The 18469-nt window shown below is 56.5% G+C and carries 14 protein-coding genes; 3 read left to right on the forward strand and 11 right to left on the reverse strand.

The annotated features are described in order from the left end of the window. The first annotated feature begins 157 nt into the window (after positions 1-157). Positions 158-1036, forward strand: a complete 879-nt coding sequence (locus tag J2I48_RS14965; RefSeq protein WP_207336275.1) for a MerR family transcriptional regulator — start codon at positions 158-160, stop codon at positions 1034-1036. Between the two features lie 141 nt (positions 1037-1177). Here J2I48_RS14965 and rpsJ read toward each other — a convergent pair whose 3' ends face one another. The 3 genes from rpsJ to J2I48_RS14980 form a co-directional block, all read right to left on the reverse strand. Next, positions 1178-1483, reverse strand: coding sequence for a 30S ribosomal protein S10 (gene rpsJ, locus J2I48_RS14970; RefSeq protein WP_015329401.1), 306 nt, complete (start codon positions 1481-1483; stop codon positions 1178-1180). 186 nt (positions 1484-1669) lie between these two features. Further along, positions 1670-3778 carry an elongation factor G gene (fusA, locus tag J2I48_RS14975; RefSeq protein WP_207336276.1) on the reverse strand — a complete coding sequence of 703 codons (2109 nt, stop codon included), beginning with the start codon at positions 3776-3778 and terminating at the stop codon, positions 1670-1672. Between the two features lie 221 nt (positions 3779-3999). Then, positions 4000-4899 carry a helix-turn-helix domain-containing protein gene (locus tag J2I48_RS14980; RefSeq protein ID WP_207336277.1) on the reverse strand — a complete coding sequence of 300 codons (900 nt, stop codon included), beginning with the start codon at positions 4897-4899 and terminating at the stop codon, positions 4000-4002. Between the two features lie 194 nt (positions 4900-5093). Between J2I48_RS14980 and J2I48_RS14985 the strand changes: the two genes are divergently transcribed. Together J2I48_RS14985 and J2I48_RS14990 are read left to right on the forward strand one after the other, a co-directional pair. After that, a complete protein-coding gene (locus J2I48_RS14985; RefSeq protein WP_207336278.1) occupies positions 5094-7382 on the forward strand; it encodes a protein-disulfide reductase DsbD family protein in 2289 nt (762 codons plus the stop codon). A 10-nt stretch (positions 7383-7392) separates the two neighbouring features. Then, positions 7393-7788 carry an HIT family protein gene (locus J2I48_RS14990; protein WP_207336279.1) on the forward strand — a complete coding sequence of 132 codons (396 nt, stop codon included), beginning with the start codon at positions 7393-7395 and terminating at the stop codon, positions 7786-7788. 122 nt (positions 7789-7910) lie between these two features. Here the strand turns inward: J2I48_RS14990 and J2I48_RS14995 are convergent, their stop codons facing one another. The 8 genes from J2I48_RS14995 to J2I48_RS15030 form a co-directional block, all read right to left on the reverse strand. After that, complete coding sequence (locus J2I48_RS14995; protein ID WP_207336280.1) at positions 7911-9227, reverse strand: gluconate:H+ symporter; 1317 nt, start codon at positions 9225-9227, stop codon at positions 7911-7913. Positions 9228-9499: 272 nt separating this feature from the next. Beyond that, positions 9500-10327 carry a hypothetical protein gene (locus J2I48_RS15000; RefSeq protein WP_207336281.1) on the reverse strand — a complete coding sequence of 276 codons (828 nt, stop codon included), beginning with the start codon at positions 10325-10327 and terminating at the stop codon, positions 9500-9502. After that, positions 10324-11373: a Rieske 2Fe-2S domain-containing protein gene (locus tag J2I48_RS15005; RefSeq protein ID WP_207336282.1), complete on the reverse strand. Its 1050-nt coding sequence runs from the start codon at positions 11371-11373 to the stop codon at positions 10324-10326. The genes J2I48_RS15000 and J2I48_RS15005 overlap by 4 nt, the downstream gene beginning before the upstream one ends. 7 nt (positions 11374-11380) lie before the next feature. After that, positions 11381-12061: an SDR family NAD(P)-dependent oxidoreductase gene (locus J2I48_RS15010; protein WP_207336283.1), complete on the reverse strand. Its 681-nt coding sequence runs from the start codon at positions 12059-12061 to the stop codon at positions 11381-11383. Positions 12062-12089: 28 nt separating this feature from the next. Further along, a complete protein-coding gene (locus J2I48_RS15015; RefSeq protein WP_207336284.1) occupies positions 12090-12905 on the reverse strand; it encodes an MIP/aquaporin family protein in 816 nt (271 codons plus the stop codon). 7 nt (positions 12906-12912) lie between these two features. Beyond that, complete coding sequence (locus tag J2I48_RS15020) at positions 12913-14874, reverse strand: amylo-alpha-1,6-glucosidase (protein ID WP_207336285.1); 1962 nt, start codon at positions 14872-14874, stop codon at positions 12913-12915. 6 nt (positions 14875-14880) lie between these two features. Further along, on the reverse strand, positions 14881-17511 hold the full coding sequence (locus J2I48_RS15025) for an MGH1-like glycoside hydrolase domain-containing protein (RefSeq protein ID WP_207336286.1): 2631 nt from the start codon (positions 17509-17511) through the stop codon (positions 14881-14883). A gap of 102 nt (positions 17512-17613) precedes the next feature. Next, positions 17614-18429 carry an SDR family oxidoreductase gene (locus J2I48_RS15030; RefSeq protein WP_207336287.1) on the reverse strand — a complete coding sequence of 272 codons (816 nt, stop codon included), beginning with the start codon at positions 18427-18429 and terminating at the stop codon, positions 17614-17616. Positions 18430-18469 lie beyond the last annotated feature (40 nt).

Consider the following 18469-nt stretch of genomic DNA (forward strand, 5'->3'; position numbering starts at 1 on the left):
TATGCTAAATTTTCAGTTGTGCAACTAAAAACTTGCAATCCGATTTTGAGGTGCTTAGCTTAGATGTTGCTTTTGTAGAAGAAAAGTTAAACGAAACTCGACTGCATTACTTAAGTATACGTATCCGCCTACACCATTTTGTAATCTGAACTGTCCCATGAGCAACTATTCGATTAAAGATTTAGAGCAGCTGTCAGGCATCAAAGCCCACACGTTGCGTATCTGGGAACATCGGTACAACATTATCTCGCCAAAACGGACGGATACCAACATCCGTACTTACGACGATCAGGACCTGAAACTGGTGCTGAACATCTCGTTACTGAAAGACCACGGCTATAAGATCTCGGAAATATCCCGGCTCTCTGTTGAAGAGATGTATCAGGAGGTTATCAAGATTTCAGACCGACAGCTGAGCTATCCCGACCAGATCCATGCCCTCACGATCTCGATGATTGACCTGGATGAGGAGCGGTTCGAGAAGATAATCAGCACCAATATTTTGCAGTTTGGGTTCGAGAGTTCGATGATCCACATCATTTATCCGTTCCTTAGCCGCATTGGTACGCTGTGGGTAACGGGTTCTATTGGCCCGGCGCAGGAACATTTCATTACCAACCTGATTCGGCAGAAGCTTATCGTAGCCATCGACGGGCAGGTGAACAAGCAGCGGCCCAACGGCAAGAAATACATGCTGTATTTGCCCGAAGGTGAACTGCACGAAATCAGCCTGCTCTTTGCCAACTACATTATCCGGGCGCGTTATAACAAGGTAATTTATCTAGGGCAAAGCATGCCGTTCAACGAACTGGTGTTTGCCTACAATGTGCACAAGCCAGACTATATCTTCTCGGCGATCACGTCGGTACCGTCGAATCACGAAACGCAGTTGTACGTCAACAAACTGGCCAAGCAGTTTCCCGAATCGCACCTGCTACTAACTGGTTATCAGATCGTTGGCCAGGATATTCAAATGCCCGAAAATGGAACGGTCATCAACAACATCGATGACCTGATTCGGATGGCAAGCTTATAATGAGTTCACTGTTTAACGTCCAACGTCTAAGGTTGCATCGCGCTTAGTACGACCATATGCGAAGCAACCTTAGACGTTGGACGTTGAAATCAAAGTATAATGAAACAGAAAACCCGGCCATGAGCCGGGTTTTCTGTTTCATTATACTTTGATTTCAACGTCAACTCCGCTGGGGAGTTCTAGTTTCATCAGAGCGTCTACTGTCTTAGCGCTGGTGGAGTAGATATCTACCAGACGCTTGTAGGTGCAGAGCTGGAATTGCTCACGCGCCTTTTTGTTCACGTGCGGCGACCGCAGCACCGTATAAATCTCTTTGTCGGTGGGGAGGGGAATAGGACCACTCACTACCGCGCCGGTTGACTTAACGGCTTTGACAATTTTTTCAGCCGACTTATCAACCAGCATGTGGTCGAACGACTTCAGTTTGATGCGAATCTTCTGATTCATAAAAATGCGGCTCGTTTTGTTACATTATGCCCCCACCGAAAGAGCCATTTACTCCGGGAAGGAAAGACTTTTATTTACGACTTACGATGTACGATTTACGATTTGTTGCTGTCGCACTCCTTTGCTGTAGAGCAAACCCATGCGACAGCAACAAATCGTAAATCGTACACCGTAAGTCGTAAATTCTTACACTCCTTTCTCTTTCTTCACTACGCCGTCGGCAATGTTTTGCGGAACGACTTCGTAATGTGAGAACGTCAGGTTGGCCGTGGCACGACCCGACGACATGGTGCGAAGCTCGGTGATATAGCCGAACAGTTCCGACAGCGGAACGTCTGCTTTCAACACCTGCGAACCAGCACGTGAATCCATACCTTTCATAATACCCCGACGACGGTTGAGGTCACCCGTGATCGGACCGGTATATTCTTCTGGCGTCAGCACTTCAACGGCCATGATTGGTTCCAGCAGTTTTGGACCTGCCTGACGACCTGCCTCACGGAAGCCTAAACGAGCGGCTAATTCGAACGACAGTGAGTCTGAGTCAACGTCGTGGAAAGAGCCGTGGAACAACCGCACCTTCATCGAGTCGATGGGGTAGCCAGCCAGGGGACCCATCGACATGGCTTCGCGGAAGCCTTTTTCAATGGCAGGAATGAATTCGCGGGGAATCACACCACCCACAATGGCATTGTCGAACTGGAGGCCGGCTTTTACTGAACCGTCTTCTTCGGCATCGCGGGGCATGAGTTCAAACACGATGTCGGCAAATTTACCGCGACCACCCGTTTGCTTCTTATATACCTCGCGGTGTTCTACCTTCTTGGTCAGCGTTTCTTTGTAGGCCACCTGGGGAGCACCCTGGTTCACTTCTACTTTGAATTCGCGACGCATCCGGTCAATGATAATCTCCAGGTGAAGCTCACCCATACCACGAATAATGGTCTGGCCGGTTTCGGTGTTCGACTCGACCTTCAGGGTTGGGTCTTCTTCCAGCAGTTTACCAATGGCTTTCGAGAAGTTGTCCTGGTCGGCTGTCTTCTTAGGCTCGATGGCGTAGCCGATAACCGGCTCCGGGAACACCATCGACTCAAGCACGATGGGATTCTTTTCGTCCGACAGCGTATCGCCGGTTTTGATGTCTTTGAAACCAACTACGGCCCCGATATCACCCGCCTCAAGCCGGTCGATCTGGTTTTGCTTGTTGGCGTGCATCTGGAAAATCCGCGAGATACGTTCCTTGTTGCCCGACCGGTTGTTCAATACATACGAACCAGACTCCAGCACCCCAGAGTACGACCGGATAAAGCACAGACGACCAACGTAGGGATCGGTAGCAATCTTAAACGCCAGCGCCGAGAATGGCTCGGTCGTAGAAGGCTTGCGCGAAATCTCAACGCCCGTGTCGGGGTTAGTGCCTTTAATGCTCTCTTTGTCCATCGGCGACGGCAGCAGGGCCATCACATAGTCGAGCATGGTTTGCACACCCTTGTTTTTGAACGAAGAACCGCACAGCATCGGCACGATCTTCATGGCGATAGTAGCCTTGCGAAGCGCGGCCAGGATTTCGTCTTCCGAAATAGAGGCTGGATCATCGAAGTACTTCTCCATCAGCGAGTCGTCGAATTCGGCAACAGCTTCAAGTAGTTTTTCGCGCCATTCGGTGGCTTCTTCCAGCATGTCGGCCGGAATGGGCACCTCCTGGAAGGTCATACCTTTGTCGTCTTCGTTCCACTGAACACCGCGGAAGTTAACGAGGTCAACCACCCCTTTGAAGTTTTCTTCTTCGCCGATGGGCAATTGCAGGGGCACCGCGTAGCTACCCAACATTTCCTTTACCTGCTTGCAGACTTCGAGGAAGTTGGCACCCGAACGGTCCATCTTGTTGACGAAACCAAGGCGGGCTACGTTGTAATTGTTGGCCAAACGCCAGTTGGTTTCCGACTGTGGCTCAACGCCGTCAACGGCACTAAACAGAAACACCAGACCATCGAGCACGCGCAGTGACCGGTTCACTTCAACCGTGAAGTCAACGTGGCCAGGGGTGTCGATGATGTTGATATGGTATTTCTTGTCACGGTAGGTCCAGTCGACGGTAGTAGCAGCCGAGGTGATCGTGATACCACGCTCCTGCTCCTGCTCCATCCAGTCCATGGTGGCAGCGCCATCGTGCACCTCACCGATCTTGTGACTTACCCCGGCGTAATAGAGAATACGTTCGGTAGTAGTCGTTTTGCCTGCGTCGATGTGGGCAGCGATACCGATGTTTCTCGTCAATAATAAATCGCGAGCCATTAGCTTGTTATACAGAAAGTTATGTAATGCTGAGACAGTGAAAACGATCTGCCAGCTCATGCCGGTAGCCGTTTCATAAATCAGGTCGCAAAATTACTGACTTTCAGCGGCAAAGTCAAGGGAAGAAAGAGATAAGAGGTGAGAGACAAGAGGCAAGATGCCCGGCGCAGCAGCATCTCTGGCATCAACCTTCTTGCTTCTTGCCTCTCACCTCTTGTCTCTTATTGACTCAACTCTGCCATTGCCGTTAGCAGGGGGGCCTGTTTGTCGCGGTAGGTGGTCTGGTAGCGGAGGGGCGTGGTGCCGGTTTGTTGTTTAAACTGCCGGTGGAAGTGCGAAATGTTATTGAAGCCGCATTCCATACCCACCTGACTCACGCTCAGGTCGGCGTGGGAGAGCAGCTTACGGGCGTGGTTGATGCGCAGTTCGTTGAGGTATTCCACAAACGATTTGTTGGTACGCTTGCGGAAGTACCGGCAAAATGCCGCCGCCGCCATACCCGCCACCGAGGCAATCTGATCGATGCGGATCTCTTCGCGGAAATGCGCCAATACGTATTCCAGCACCCGTTTCATACGCTCGGTTTCGGCTTCGGAAGCCGTAAGCTGATAGCTGTCGGAAGCCAGTAGCATAGCATCGCGGTCGGTGGCCAGTTCGTTGAGGATGCTCAGTAGTTCGAGCACCTGGTTCATGCCCTCCTGTTTGGGCAGTCGAATAAGCCGGTCAGCAATGCTGTTGACCATTTTTTGGCTAAAGCAAAGGCCGTAGCGCGACCGCTGCAAGAGGTGCCGCACCGGTTCCGATTCGGGAAACGACCCCAGTGTGTTTTCGTCGAGCGAAGCCGGAAACTGCACTACGATGGCCTCGGCGGGTGGTTCGTTGAGGCGGTCGTCGTCGTTGCGCCAGAAATGGGGTAAGTTGGGGCCAATCAGCACCAGGTCGCCCGCGTCGAAGTTGGTGATGTGGTCGCCGACAAACCGCTTGCCGTTGCTCTGTATGATATAGGTAAGCTCATACTCCGGATGGTAATGCCAGAGTGCGCCGAAGGCCGTGAGGCGAATGTGTTTCACCAGCAACGAGTGCTGCTCGTCGATGGTAACTTTTTCATAAAGAGCTTTCAACGTAGTAACCCATTTTAACCGTTACAGGCGTATTCAGCCAGAAATTTAGTCAAAAATTCATACAAAACTGTCAAAAGCAAGCGTCGTGTGCAACGTTGCGCACGACGTAGCCATACAGGGTGTTGCACACTTACAACCCCTCAACGATTATTTTTGCGTAAATACCGTTATTCCCTTAGCGAATAGGTTGCTCCATGATACATAGACTGCTTCTGTTAGCCCTGCTGGGGCTTTTTCTGTTACCCACCACTACCAACGCCCAGTTTGGGCAGGGGGGCGGCATTCGAAAAACGACATTCTCTTATGCTGTTTCACCTACCAAAGCCAAAGTAGGTGATGTGGTAGAACTGCGTATCACGGTTCGTGCACCAGAGGGCTTCCATGCGTATGCCGCTAAAACGAATCCCAAAATAGACGGTGGCCCCCAGCCAACGGTGTTGACACTAGCAAAAAACAAGACGATTGAGGCTGTTGGGAGCTTGGTCTCTGTCAATTATGAAACAAAATACAGCGACATCTGGGAAGGCGATGAATATATAATGCCCAACCCGGCGGTATTCGTACAGAAGGTAAAACTGTTGTCGGCCAAGCCCGTGCTAAAAGGCACTATTGAAGGGCAGGTTTGTAAAGAAAACTGCGTTCTATTCAATGACGACTTCGACCTGTCTGCCAAATTAACGGTACTCACTGCCGCCACCGCAACGGCTCCTGTAGCCAAAACAACTACCACGGCTAAGCCAACAGCCGTTGCCTCGGCCTCTGCCGCGAGGCAAACGGATGTGGCTACTACTACAACCACTGGTACCGAAACAGCCCTTACGGCAGCTACAGAGGCCGTTGTTGGCTCGGCAACGGCTGCTACACAAACTGCTGCGACTGCGCCAGTTGTGGGGGTACCTGCCGCGCCCGAATCACTCTGGCGGTTTGTGCTGGCGGCGTTTCTGGCGGGGCTGGCAGCGCTGCTCACCCCCTGCGTGTTTCCCATTATCCCCATGACGGTGAGCTTCTTCACGAACCAGAAAGGAGGCAAGTGGAAAGCGTTGGTCTACGGGGCATCTATCATCGGCATTTACGTACTCATCGGCACGGTGGTGTCGCGTATAAACGGACCGGGGTTTGCCAATTTCGTCAGTACCCACTGGCTGCCTAACCTGCTGTTTTTTGCTGTCTTCTTCATCTTTGGTCTGTCGTTTTTGGGGTTGTTCGAGATCACGCTGCCTAGCTCGCTGGTGAACAAAGCCGATTCGGCCTCGGAGCGGGGTGGGTTGGCGGGCATCTTTTTTATGGCCTTTACGCTGGTGCTGGTGTCTTTTTCCTGCACAGGACCCATTGTAGGCAGTTTGCTGGTGGCGTCGGCGGGGGGCGCGGTGGTCAAACCCATCATTGGCATGGCGGCGTTTTCGTCGGCCTTCGCTATTCCGTTTACCTTGTTTGCCCTGTTTCCGCAGTGGCTGCAAAAACTGCCCAAGTCGGGCGGGTGGCTCAACGCGGTAAAGGTGGTGCTGGGCTTTATTGAACTGGCACTAGCCCTTAAATTCCTGAGCATTGCCGATCAGGTTTATCACTGGCACCTGCTCGACCGCGAGGTGTACCTGGCGTTCTGGATTGTCATTTTCGCGCTGCTGGGCTTCTACCTGCTGGGTAAACTACGCCTCCCGCACGACAACGCACCGGTGTCGACGGGGAAGCTAAACCTGAAAGAGTTTGCTATCAGGGGCGTTATGAATCAGCCGGTTATGGCTTCTGGTGAGGTTGAAGCGGCGGGGCAGCTTACCCTTACCGGCACACCCACCAGCGGTACTGTGCAACTAACCGGCGGCAGCGACACCAAGGTGAGCATTCCGCGCCTGCTGCTGGCCATTATCACGTTCACGTTTGTGGTGTATATGGTGCCGGGTATGTGGGGCGCACCACTCAACGCGCTGGCGGGGTATCTGCCACCGCTGACGTCGCAGGATTTTAGCTTACAGGCTGGCGGCGGTACCCAGCAGGCGGGCATTGTAGGCAGCCAGATGTCGGGCAAAAAGCACGCCGATCTGTTCAAACTGCCCCTGGGCTTGCAGGGTTTCTTCGATTACAAAGAGGCCCTCGCCTATGCCAAAACGGTGAATAAACCTGTCTTCATCGACTTCACCGGCCACGGTTGCGTGAACTGCCGCGAAATGGAGCAGCGCGTCTGGAGCGACCCCAGGGTGCTGTCGCGATTGCAAAACGACTACGTACTGGTGGCCCTCTACGTTGATGACAAAACCGAACTGCCCGAAGCCGACTGGTACACGTCGAGCTATGACCAGAAGGTGAAAAAAACCATTGGCGCCCAAAACGCCGACCTTCAGATCACCAAATACAACAATAACGCCCAGCCCCACTACTGCCTGGTAGACGGTTCGGGTAACCTGCTGATAACCCCCACCAACTACAACCTGGACATCGACCAATTCACCGCCTTCATGGACGCAGGTAAAGCGGCCTTTAAGAAATGACCCTTAACCAATGACTATCTTCTCCCGAATTGTGGCTGGTGAAATTCCGGCGCATAAAATTGCCGAAACAGACCAGTTTCTGGCTTTCCTCGACGTGCAGCCTACCACCACGGGCCATACACTGGTGATTCCCAAGCAGGAAATCGACTACCTCTTCGCCCTCGACGATGCGCTGTACCTGGGGCTAATGGCCTTTGCCAAACGCATTGCCCCGGCTATTGAAAAGGCGGTGCCCTGTCGGCGGGTGGGGGTGGCGGTGATTGGCCTGGAAGTGCCCCACGCGCACGTCCACCTGATTCCGCTCAACACTCTGGCCGACATGAATTTCAACCACAAAATCAGCCCCACGCAGGAAGAGCTAGCCGCCACCGCCGCTGCCATCCGCGCCCAATTGGGGGAGGGGTAATATTGATTTATAGTGGATTGTGAGAGTTTACTGTTGCTACGCGAGCTAGGTTGCTGTCTTCTGTTGCCACGCGACAGCAACCTAGCTCGCGTAGCAACAGAAGACAGCAAACTCCCCACCAGTTACCCCACCAGCAAACTCAGCGCCATTACCCCGGCTAGTCCGCATACCGATACCAGCGTTTCCATCACCGACCAGGTCTTGAGGGTATCGGTCATGGACAACTGAAAATACTCGCGGAAGAGCCAGAAACCGGTGTCGTTGACGTGCGAAAACATCATGCTGCCCGCCCCAATGGCCAGCACCATCAGGTTCGGCTCTACCCCCGACGACCGCAACAGCGGCAACATGATGCCCGCCGTAGTAATCCCAGACACCGTTGACGACCCTACGCAGACCCGGATGATGGCCGCAATGCCCCAGCCCACAACGTAGGGATGCAACAATGACCCCTGCATAAGGTTGGCGATGGACTGGCTCACGCCCGCATCTGTCAGCACCTGTTTCAGGGCACCGGCCCCACCGAAAATGAGGAAGAGCAGGGCCACCTCCTTCACTGACTCGCCCAGGAGTTCGGTTACGGCGACGAACGATTTTCCTCGCCGAATGCCGAGCGTATACATGGCTACCAGCACGGCTATCAGCATACTTACCAGCGGTTCGCCCAGAAACAACACGACCTGACGGGCCACGGAGCCTGTGGGCAGCAAGGGCTGGAGCAACGTGCTGGCGCTGATGAGCAGAATGGGCAGTAGCACCGTGAAGAAGCTCACGCCTGTGCCGGGCATTTGGTGGTCGGTAAGCGTGGGCGCGATCAAGGCCTGATTCGGCGGTGTGGTGTACCGTTTCAGCGTGGAGCCAAATAGAATGCCTGACACCAGAATGGCCGGAATAGCTACCAGGACGCCGTAGAATAGGGTCAGGCCCATGTCGGCGTTGAACTGTTTCAGAATGGCCAGCGGCGCGGGGTGCGGCGGCAGGTATCCCTGCGTGACCGACAGCGACGCCAGCATGGGAATGCCCACATACACCGCCGACAGTTTGTAGCGTTGCGCCACGGTGATCACCAGCGGAGCCAGCAGCAGAAACCCCACCGAATAGAACAGAGGTAGCCCCACCACAAAGCCCGTGACCATAAACGCCCAGCGAATGCGCCCCGCACCCGACAGCCCGATCAGGCTACCCGCAATGCGCTGTGCCGCACCACTTTGCGCCACGAGTTTGCCCAGCATAGCCCCCAGCGCGATGATGCCCAAAATAGGCCCCAGCGTACTGCCAATGCCCTTTTGAATGGACTCGACAAGGGCCAGCGGTGCCATACCCAACCCCAGCCCAACCCCCAGCGACACCAACAAAAACGCCAGAAACGCATGCACCCGCACGTACGAGATCAGCAGCACCAGCGTTAAAATGCCAAGGATGGTAACGAGCAGGGCCATAGGGAAGGGGTAAATGACAGGCACAAACGGACGAAGCCGCCTAGGGGCCACCGCAGCAACAGCGCTAATGGATGGGATAAAAATAGTACTCAATTGGCCCGCGTCAGTGTGGATTAAGCCGGGCTGGTGGCCAATAACCCCACACTAAGCTGACTTATGATGTCGCTCACGACATCGCGGACACTAGCGTAGACCAGGCGTTTTTCACCGTAACAGGCATAAGCTTGGCCTTTTTAGTGGGTAACCTGCGCTTCCTCTTGTTCTGACGATGGTCAGCGACACAGGGCAATCTGTGATCTCACGTCCAGCCTGATTATTGCCAGTTGCCCAGTTTCTAGTTTCATGATCAGCCAATTATCGGCTTGTTCAACCTGGCCGGTCAGCCGGATGAGTTGGCCTACGTTGTTTAGCACCTGCCCGTTGATGGGTTCGCCGCTTGGGCCGGTGAGCAGGTAGGCGGTCTCCCGTCCGATGGGGTTACGTACCCAGAAAAGCGGCGGAATACCTCCCGCAATACAGCGCACGGCGCACGATCGGTGCGGGCGACCGTCACCGGGTTTCATCACACCCAAAAAGCACTTAGGATCAACGATTTCGCCTTGCGCCGTTACTGGCCCCAATAGTTGGACGGGCGGGGCAGCGGGCAGGTTTTTTGGAGTCAAAACACGGAGCAATGCCCCGACTCCGTCGGTTAGTTCGAGAGCGGCATGGTTGTCATAATGAATTGACGTACCCCTGATAGTCAGCTGTTTACCGGACAATGATCCGTACTTACGTTCCAGGGAATCCAGCGTTGAGTCGGCCCCGTGTTTGCCGTAGCCAATGAGTAGCACCCGCTCGAAGCGGGGGGCACTGGCGGGGCTGTTTTTTACCGAAATTCGCAGAAATGGAACGGGATACCGAATCAACTGTCCTGTCAGCGTAGTGGGTTGTCCGTACTCGAAAACGGCCGTCGAAAAGCCGCGCTGCTGTCCCACCAACACCCCCGCCAGCAAGGGCACCAACATACACAGCCCCACTACCACCCACCGCACCACGCGGGCCGAAGCAGGGGGGGCGGTGTCCTGCCAGCCGATGTAAAAATCAGGGTCGTTTTTCATAGGTTGTCGGGCAGAATAAGAGCGGGTGGCTGTGGCGTACCAGGCGGGTTGGGTCGTGGATTCACCCAGACCGTGGTCCCTACGCAGCGCACGGCGTAGGTCTCGATTGTCTCCGTAAACGGCGGCGGCGACTGCCCGTTTTCGGGCAAATATTGGTAGCCGTGCCAGGGGCAGGTGATGCAGCCGTCAATGAGTTTGCCTTCGCCCAGTGGCCCGTTCTGGTGGCGACAGCGGTTGCTCACCGCCGCCAATTTGCCTTCGTAGCGGAACAGGGCTATGCTTTCGCCGTTGACCAGCACCGTTTTACCGCGATTCTCGGCCAGGTCAGCCACCTTACAGACCGGCACAAAGCCGTCGGCTTCGGCGGAGTGGGGCCGTAGCCAGCGGCCGCGTCGATTACTGAACGCGGCGGTTAGGTGCAGGCCTGTTACGGTCAGAACGCCCACCCCCAGCAGCAGGGCGTAGGCGGGGGCGGTTTCCTGTTGCAGAATGCCCAGCACCACGTGCATCACCAGCAGGACGTAGGCCAGGTAGACGCATCTATGCAGGGTTTTCCAGGCGCGGGGGCCGAGGGTTTTGAGCCAGATATCGTGACTGGTAGTGGCCATCAGCAGCAGGATCAGCAGGGCAAAAAAGCCCAGCGGTTGAAACGGAAGCTGCGCGAAACTGCCGTACTGCCGCTCAGAACTAAACAGTGAAACCAGCGGGTTGACGTTGCCCCGCGAATGAAATTGCACCAGGCTAAACACGCCATGCACGGCTGCCACCATAAACGTAGCCACCCCCAAATGCCGCCGATTATAGAGCAGTGGCAAAAACCGGGTGTCGAGCCGACAGAGCGGGCCAATGGCCAACACAACGTGCAGCATCAAAAAAGCCAGCGTACTCGTGGCCCGAATCAGCACCGTTTCGGCGGTCACGTCGGGGAAAAGAATGAGTTGTAATGTACTGAATAGGAGTAAGTAGGTAATCATTAAGCCTACCATTACCCGGTCATAACGGCGTTTTTGGCGGTTCCACGAAATGAGGCTGTAGTGCAATGCCATACGCGGGCTACGATTGGTTGTAGAGTTTCACAATAGTTTGGCGGGTCATGCGGCCCGTGTCGCTCAGCAAAAACGTGATCAGCTCGGCGAGGTTGGCGGTGGGGACCCACTGGGTGGGGTCGGCATCGGGCATGGCCGTGCGGTTGGCAGGGGTATCCAGGATGCCTGGCACGACCACCGAAGCCGTGATGTCACCAGCACCGTCGGCGTTTATGAGGTCGGCCAGTTGAAAAATCAGGGCTTTGCTCAGGGCATAGGCCACCGCGTTCTTACCCTCGTCGGCGTTGAGCGACGGGCGGGCACCCACCAGCACAAACTGCCCGCTGCCTTGTTGTTTAAAAATGGGCAGGAGTGCTTTCACCACCGTAAAGGCCGACACGAAGTTGAGTTGAATCAGCTTCTGAATCTGGTCCAGGTTCGTGTCGGCGAGGGTACCTGTGGTAAAACCGCCCACCAGGAGCACCGCTGCCCTCAGCCTGGCCGGTGGCTCACTGGCCATGAAGGTATCGACCGCCTCTTCGTGCAGCAGGTCAACGAGCCGCGTTTGCACGTTGGGCAGGTGATCGAACAGCCGCGCGGCGCGCTCCGTCTGAAACGTGGCCAGGATGTCGTAGCCTGCCTGGTGAAGGTGCTCTACCAACGTTTGGCCGAGGTTACCCGATGCGCCGGTGACGAGAACAGTGTTCATAAAGTCGATTGGCAATTCAGTGGTCAATTTATTGATTTTCAGGCGTTTCTTCGCTCCACCAAAGTACTTGGTACGTGGCGCAACCGTTGGGCCTGCCCGACAGGTGCATGGTCATTGACCGGCATTCGCCATGCAGGCGGCGATAGCGGCGACGGAATAACCAGCCAGCCAGCCACATACCGGCTGTAGGTCCCAGAAAATAAAGCCACCAGCCCGACCAGTCATTGGCCCAAACCGCTGAGCTAACCGTGCGGGCGGGGTTGATGCTCATGCCCGAGTAAGGGGCTTCGACGGTGATATACAGGGCTACGACCAACCCCACGAAGTAGCCGGTGTAGGGAGCCAATTGGCGGGAGTTGCTCAGAGTCAGCACCATCGTGAGCAGCACGAAGGCCATCATGAATTCAAGAACCAACGCCACCCAAACCCCCGTTGGCCCCGGTATGGTGACGGCATAATTTACGTCGGGGTGGGTCATGTAGGCCGGAAATAGCCCGTGCATCAGGGCTACGCCGAGCCAGCCGCCCACAAATTGTGCGGCCACATAGGCCAGGGCGTTGGGGGTGCTGATGCGGTTGAGCTGCCACTGCGCCAGCGTCACCGCCGGGTTTAGGTGCGCTCCCGACTGCTTTCCCCACCGCGAATAGATCAACCCAACGGCTGTCAGGCCCATCACCACCCCAATCAGCCCGCGCCGAAGCCAGGTACTGGGCAGGGCTGCACGGACGGGCAGGGCCGGGTGCTGCACCACGATCACCACCGCCGAGGCCACCACCATAAACGTACCCAACGCCCAGGCTTCGATCAGGTACGTTTGCCAGTGGCTGCGCTTTATCGGTTCCATGCAGGCGTTAGCGAACGGGAAAATCAGCCAGTAATTTGATCAGTGCCCCCACCGACCACGCCTGATTCGCCGTGCCGCGTCCCTGCTTGGGGTGCAGGCCGTCGAAGATTTCCGAGATGCCAAACACGCAGTTATGTTCGTAGAAATGTTGCTTCAGCGTAGCCAGTTCAGCGTACATCCGGGTCTTGGCCGTTTCCGACTGACCGTGCAGCCGGATGTAGGCAGACCAGTATTCGCCCAACAAAAACGGCCATACTGTGCCCTGGTGGTAGGCCGTATCGCGCAGCCACTGATCGCCGCCATACACCGCGGCAAAAGCCGGATCATGGGGCGACAGCGTACGGAGGCCGTAGGGGGTGTAGAGGTGTCTCTCGACAGTGTCCAGCACCTGCCGCTGCGCGTCGGGGTTGAGCAGCGGAAAAGGCAGGCTGAGGGCATATATCTGGTTGGGCCGGATACTGGCATCGGGTACGCCGCCGGGTATCACCACGTCGTTGAGGTAGCCTTGTTCGTTCCAGAAATGGGTCGTAAAACTTTCTTCAAACCGCCGCAGCAACAGGGCGTAGAAGTCTGGTTTCTTGTGCAGTTGCTTGGCGAAAAAGATCGTAATCTGTAAGGCATTGTACCACAACGCATTGATTTCCACCGGACAACCGTGCCGGGGCGTCACCACGTAGTCGCCTACGCGGGCATCCATCCAGGTAAGCTGGGCGGTACCTTTTCCGCCGTAGAGTAGCCCCTCGTCGGTGACGTGAATACCATAGCGCGTGCCGTTTTTGTGGGCATCCAGAATGATTAGCAGTTGCTCAAAATGCTGACCGATGAACCCGATATCATCGAACCGAAGGTAATATTCGTAGAGGGCCACAAACAGCCATAGCGTGGCATCGATGGTGTTGTATTCCACGGGGTCGTGGCTGTTGTCGGGGAAACGGTTGGGCAGCATCCCGTCGTCGAGGTAGCGGAAAAATGTACTCAGAATTCGTTGGGCGGTTTGCTGCTGCCCCAGCGAAATACAGAGGCCACGCAGGGCAATCATCGTATCGCGGCCCCAGTCGGTAAACCAGTGGTAGCCCGCCAGGATTGTCTCGCTCTGCGTGGACTGCCGCTTCACCACAAACTGGTTGGCCGATACCACCAGGTCCTGCAAAAACGAGTCGCCGTTGGGGCCGGGCAGTTGTGTACCGCGCAGGTCCTGAATGCGTTTGATCTCCCAGTCTCGGCTGTCGGAAGGGGACTGCTGTCGAAATCGTTCGTCGGTCGAAAACGTCAGAAAACACTCCTCGCCGGGTTCCAGCCGCGCCTCCACAAATCCCACCGAGAAGGCATCTTCCACGAAATCGAGACCGCGCTGCTGTTCTTCGCGGTAGCTGAACCGGTGGTACCACGCCCGATTTTCGATAAACACCCCCGCCGTAAACGCCCAGTAGACCGGCACGGCCCCGGCATGGGCACAGAGCTTCAGGCACTGGTCGCCACGCTCGGTTTTATACGTAAAAAAGTCGTTCTGGTGGAATAGGCTGTGGTAATCGCGGCAGACAAAGAGCGGGTTCAGCCGGAGCGTAACGGCCTGATATCCCGTGTTTTTGTAGGCCACAATGGTGGTGTTGGCCGTTTGCACCATAAACACGGTTTTGGTCAGCGTGTTGCCCCCCGCCTGGTAAACCCAGTGCGGCAGTGGTAACCGCTCGAACGACACGATGTACTGCCACCCCTGCGGATGCACTACGTCGCCATACTGATTACTGCCCAATTCAAACGAGGCCTGCCCGGTAAACAGCGTCTCCTCCAGTTTTGACACCAGCACCTGCCGGTCGGTGGGTGGGTTGTGGGCGGCCACCAGCAAGCCGTGATATCGCCGCGAATTGGACCCCGCCAGTGTGCTGCCGGCGTAGCCCCCCAGGCCGTTGGTGACCAGCCACTCCCGCTCGGCCAGGTAGGTAAAGTTGCTGTTGATGAAGTAGTACATAACGCGTTACGACTGAGGGGTGGCTGGTTTCGGGTACGTTTGAGCAATGAGATGGGCCACCACGCCAGTCCAGCCGGTTTGGTGCGAGGCGCCCACGCCCCGGCCTGTGTCGCCGTGGAAGTATTCGTAGAACAGCACCAGGTCGCGGAAATGGGGGTCGGTCCGGTAGCGGTCATCATCGCCGTGCAGGGGTCGGCTTCCGGTGATGTCGGGCACAAACAGGCTCACCAGCCGGTCGGTGAGGGCCGCTGCCACCGCACCAAGCTGCATACACTGCCCGCTGCCCGTGGGGTATTCCACCTGGAGCGTGTCGCCGTAGTAGGCGTCATAGCGGCCCAGGGCTTGGATGAGCAGGTAGTTCATGGGCATCCAGATGGGACCGCGCCAGTTGGAATTACCGCCAAAAGCTCCCGTCGACGATTCGGCGGGGTCATAACGGAGACCAAACTGGTCGCCGTTGATGTCAACCTGATAGCCATGCTGGTGCCGTTTCGAGATACTGCGAATGCCGCCCGGTGCCAGAAACTCGGCCTCATCGAGCATGGCCTGCAACAGCCGTTGCAGGCGGCGCGGTGGAATCAGCGACAGGAGCAGGTGCTCCGGGTCGGTAGCCTCCACCACCTGGTAGTTGGCCAGCCCGGCGCGGTACTGGGCAAACCAGTTGAGCCGGTACGCAAAATCGGGCGCGGCATCGAGTTGGCTCTTGGTGAGCGGCAGCACGGCAAACAGCGTCGACAGCCCCACCAGCGACCGTACCTTAAGCGGCACCTGGCGACCGTCGGGCAGGGTCAGCACATCGTAGAAAAATCCTTCGGCCTCATCCCACGACCCTGCCATATCGTGGCTCATGCGGTTGAGCGACTCGGCGATGTAGACAAAATGCTCGAAAAATTTGGTCGCCATATCCTCAAAAGCCGGGTCATGGCGGGTAATTTCCAGCGCAATTTCGAGCATGTTCAGGCAGTACATGCCCATCCAGGCGGTGCCGTCGGCCTGTTCCAGCCGCCCGCCACCCGGCATGGGGGCGCTCCGGTCAAAGACGCCGATGTTGTCCAGACCAAGAAAACCGCCCTCGAACACGTTCTTGCCGTGGGCATCTTTGCGGTTTACCCACCAGGTGAAATTAAGGCTGAGTTTGTGGAACGCTTTTTTGAGAAAAACCACGTCACCAGCGCCCTTTTGGCCTTTTTCGAGCTGATAGACCTGCCAGCAGGCCCAGGCATGCACAGGCGGGTTCACGTCGCCGAAAGCCCATTCGTAGGCGGGTATCTGCCCGTTGGGGTGCATATACCATTCGCGCAAAAAGAGCAGCAATTGCGCTTTGGCAAAGGCCGAATCGATCATGGCCAGCGGGATGCAATGAAACGCCAGATCCCAGGCCGCATACCAGGGGTATTCCCATTTGTCGGGCATGGAAATGATGTCCTCGTTGTTGAGCGACTCCCACTGGTGGTTGCGGCCCGTTTTGCGGCTGGCTGGGGGCGGTGCCTGCCCCGGATCGCCCGCCAGCCAGCGCGGAATGTCGATGTTGTAATACTGCTTGCTCCAGAGCATCCCGGCAAATGCCTGCCGCTGAATGGCCGCCAACTGCGGGTTGGCCACTACCAGGGGGCGGTAAAAATCGTCGGCCTCGCGCTGCCGCTGGGCAAACACGGTGTCGAACTCGCCAAATGGTTTCCTGACAACCGGGCCTTTCGCCAGGCGCAGGCAGATGGTTTCGTGGCCCCCGCCCGCCACCGTGAGCGCATACAGTGGGGCGCATTTGGTGCCCGTTGTGCGCCCGGCCAGCTCGTCAACACCAGCGTCGATAACCGCCCGGTGGAAGGCGTCTTTCACGAAAGGGGAGGCGTTGGGTACGTTGTAGAGCCGCTCGGTGTTGGTCTCGTTATCGGTAAACAGCGTCTGTTGGGCGGGCTGAAAATAGAAGTTGTAGGCAGGCAGTTCGGGGTGGCGAACCGCCACGTAGCTGGCCGGGCCGGGGTTCATCAGCGTCAGCGAAGGCATTTCGTCCAGCAGCCCGAACGACCACAGGTTGCGGAACCAGAGCGTGGGCAGCACCGTCAGGTTGGCGGACTGGCTGGCCCGGTTGTGCACCGTTATCCGAATCAGGATATCTTCTTCGCCCGCTTTGGCGTATTCCGTTACCACGTCGAAGTAGTTATTCTCGCTAAGAATGCCCGTATCAAGTAGTTCATATTCAGGCTCTTGCCGGGTGCGTGTCTGGTTGGTGCGCAGTAGGTCGGCGTACGGAAATTCGGCCTGCGGGTATTTATACAGCTGCTTCATGTAGGAATGCGTAGGCGTGCTGTCGAGGTAATAGTACAGCTCCTTCACATCCTCGCCGTGGTTACCTTCCGGCCCGGCCAGCCCAAACAGGCGTTCTTTCAGAATAGGGTCGCGGCCATTCCAGAGGGCCAGCGCGAAGCAGAGCCGCTGCCGGTTGTCGGAAATGCCCGCCAGGCCATCTTCGCCCCAGCGGTACACCCGGCTGCGGGCGTGGTCGTGCGGAAACGAGTCCCAGGCCGTGCCGTGGGGGCTGTAGTCTTCCCGCACCGTGCCCCACTGCCGTTCCGACAGGTAGGGACCCCAGGTCAGCCAGTTGCCGCCCGCGTCGATGCGTTGTTGTTCTGTTGTCATGCGATGGCTCAGTCAGGTACGTTGGTTGGGGGACGTAGTGGGCGTTACCTACATATACGATAGGTACGTGAGTCAGGGGGCAACTAACCCGGTTCAGGTACGTTACCCGTTGTCTTCAAAGCCTGGATAAAGGGCCATGCCGCCATCGACCACCAGCGTGTGACCATGAATGTAATCGGCCTCGTCAGAAGCAAGCCAGGCCACCGAAGCACCGATGTCGGACGCTTCGCCGATGCGTTTGTAGGGAATCAGCCGCATGAGGTTGCTCAGGGCCTTCGGTGTTTCCCAGGCCCCCCGGTTGATGGGCGTGCGGATGGCCCCAGGCGCGACGCTGTTGACTCGTATTTTGTGTTCGCCCAACTCCTGGGCAATCGATTTCATCAAGAGCATAACGCCCCCCTTCGAGGCGGCGTAGTTGGCGTGGCCCGCCCACGGGATAAACTCATGCACCGAACTCATGCAGATGATCTTACCCAGCGCAGGCGATACCTCCGGGCGCGGCCCCCGGCGCAGAAACTCGCGGGCGGCGGCGCGGGCGCACAGAAATTGCCCCGTCAGGTTCACGTCGAGTACGTACCGCCACTGGTCGAGGGTCATGTCAATGAAGAGCGCGTCTTTTTGCAGCCCAGCGTTATTGATCAGAATATCGACCGTGCCAAACCGGCTGATGCTATCGGCAAAGAGTCGGTCTACCTGCTCTTCTTGACTGATATCGGCTTTCACGAGCAGGGTTTGGCCATTTTCGGCGGCGATCAGGCTGGCAACTTCCTCGGCACCGGTGGGGTTGCCGATGTAATTGATGACTACGTTGGCCCCTTCGCTGGCCAGAGCCAGGGCGCAGGCCCGGCCAATACCCGAACTGGAGCCGGTCACGATGGCCGTTTGCCCCGCGAGTCGATTGTTTGGTTTTTGGTGCATATACCAGGTGGTCGTTTAGTTTGTCTTAGCGTGGTGAAAA

The organism is Fibrella aquatilis (genome assembly GCF_017353255.1).
Lineage (GTDB): Bacteria > Bacteroidota > Bacteroidia > Cytophagales > Spirosomataceae > Fibrella > Fibrella aquatilis.

What these genes read in the sequence shown, in the direction of transcription:
- J2I48_RS14965 (WP_207336275.1), top strand. Translation starts at nt 158, where the DNA reads ATGAGCAACTATTCGATTAAAGATTTAGAGCAGCTGTCAGGCATCAAA.
- rpsJ (WP_015329401.1), bottom strand. Translation starts at nt 1,483, where the DNA reads ATGAATCAGAAGATTCGCATCAAACTGAAGTCGTTCGACCACATGCTG.
- fusA (WP_207336276.1), bottom strand. Translation starts at nt 3,778, where the DNA reads ATGGCTCGCGATTTATTATTGACGAGAAACATCGGTATCGCTGCCCAC.
- J2I48_RS14985 (WP_207336278.1), top strand. Translation starts at nt 5,094, where the DNA reads ATGATACATAGACTGCTTCTGTTAGCCCTGCTGGGGCTTTTTCTGTTA.
- J2I48_RS14990 (WP_207336279.1), top strand. Translation starts at nt 7,393, where the DNA reads ATGACTATCTTCTCCCGAATTGTGGCTGGTGAAATTCCGGCGCATAAA.
- J2I48_RS14995 (WP_207336280.1), bottom strand. Translation starts at nt 9,227, where the DNA reads ATGGCCCTGCTCGTTACCATCCTTGGCATTTTAACGCTGGTGCTGCTG.
- J2I48_RS15000 (WP_207336281.1), bottom strand. Translation starts at nt 10,327, where the DNA reads ATGAAAAACGACCCTGATTTTTACATCGGCTGGCAGGACACCGCCCCC.
- J2I48_RS15005 (WP_207336282.1), bottom strand. Translation starts at nt 11,373, where the DNA reads ATGGCATTGCACTACAGCCTCATTTCGTGGAACCGCCAAAAACGCCGT.
- J2I48_RS15010 (WP_207336283.1), bottom strand. Translation starts at nt 12,061, where the DNA reads ATGAACACTGTTCTCGTCACCGGCGCATCGGGTAACCTCGGCCAAACG.
- J2I48_RS15015 (WP_207336284.1), bottom strand. Translation starts at nt 12,905, where the DNA reads ATGGAACCGATAAAGCGCAGCCACTGGCAAACGTACCTGATCGAAGCC.
- J2I48_RS15020 (WP_207336285.1), bottom strand. Translation starts at nt 14,874, where the DNA reads ATGTACTACTTCATCAACAGCAACTTTACCTACCTGGCCGAGCGGGAG.
- J2I48_RS15025 (WP_207336286.1), bottom strand. Translation starts at nt 17,511, where the DNA reads ATGACAACAGAACAACAACGCATCGACGCGGGCGGCAACTGGCTGACC.
- J2I48_RS15030 (WP_207336287.1), bottom strand. Translation starts at nt 18,429, where the DNA reads ATGCACCAAAAACCAAACAATCGACTCGCGGGGCAAACGGCCATCGTG.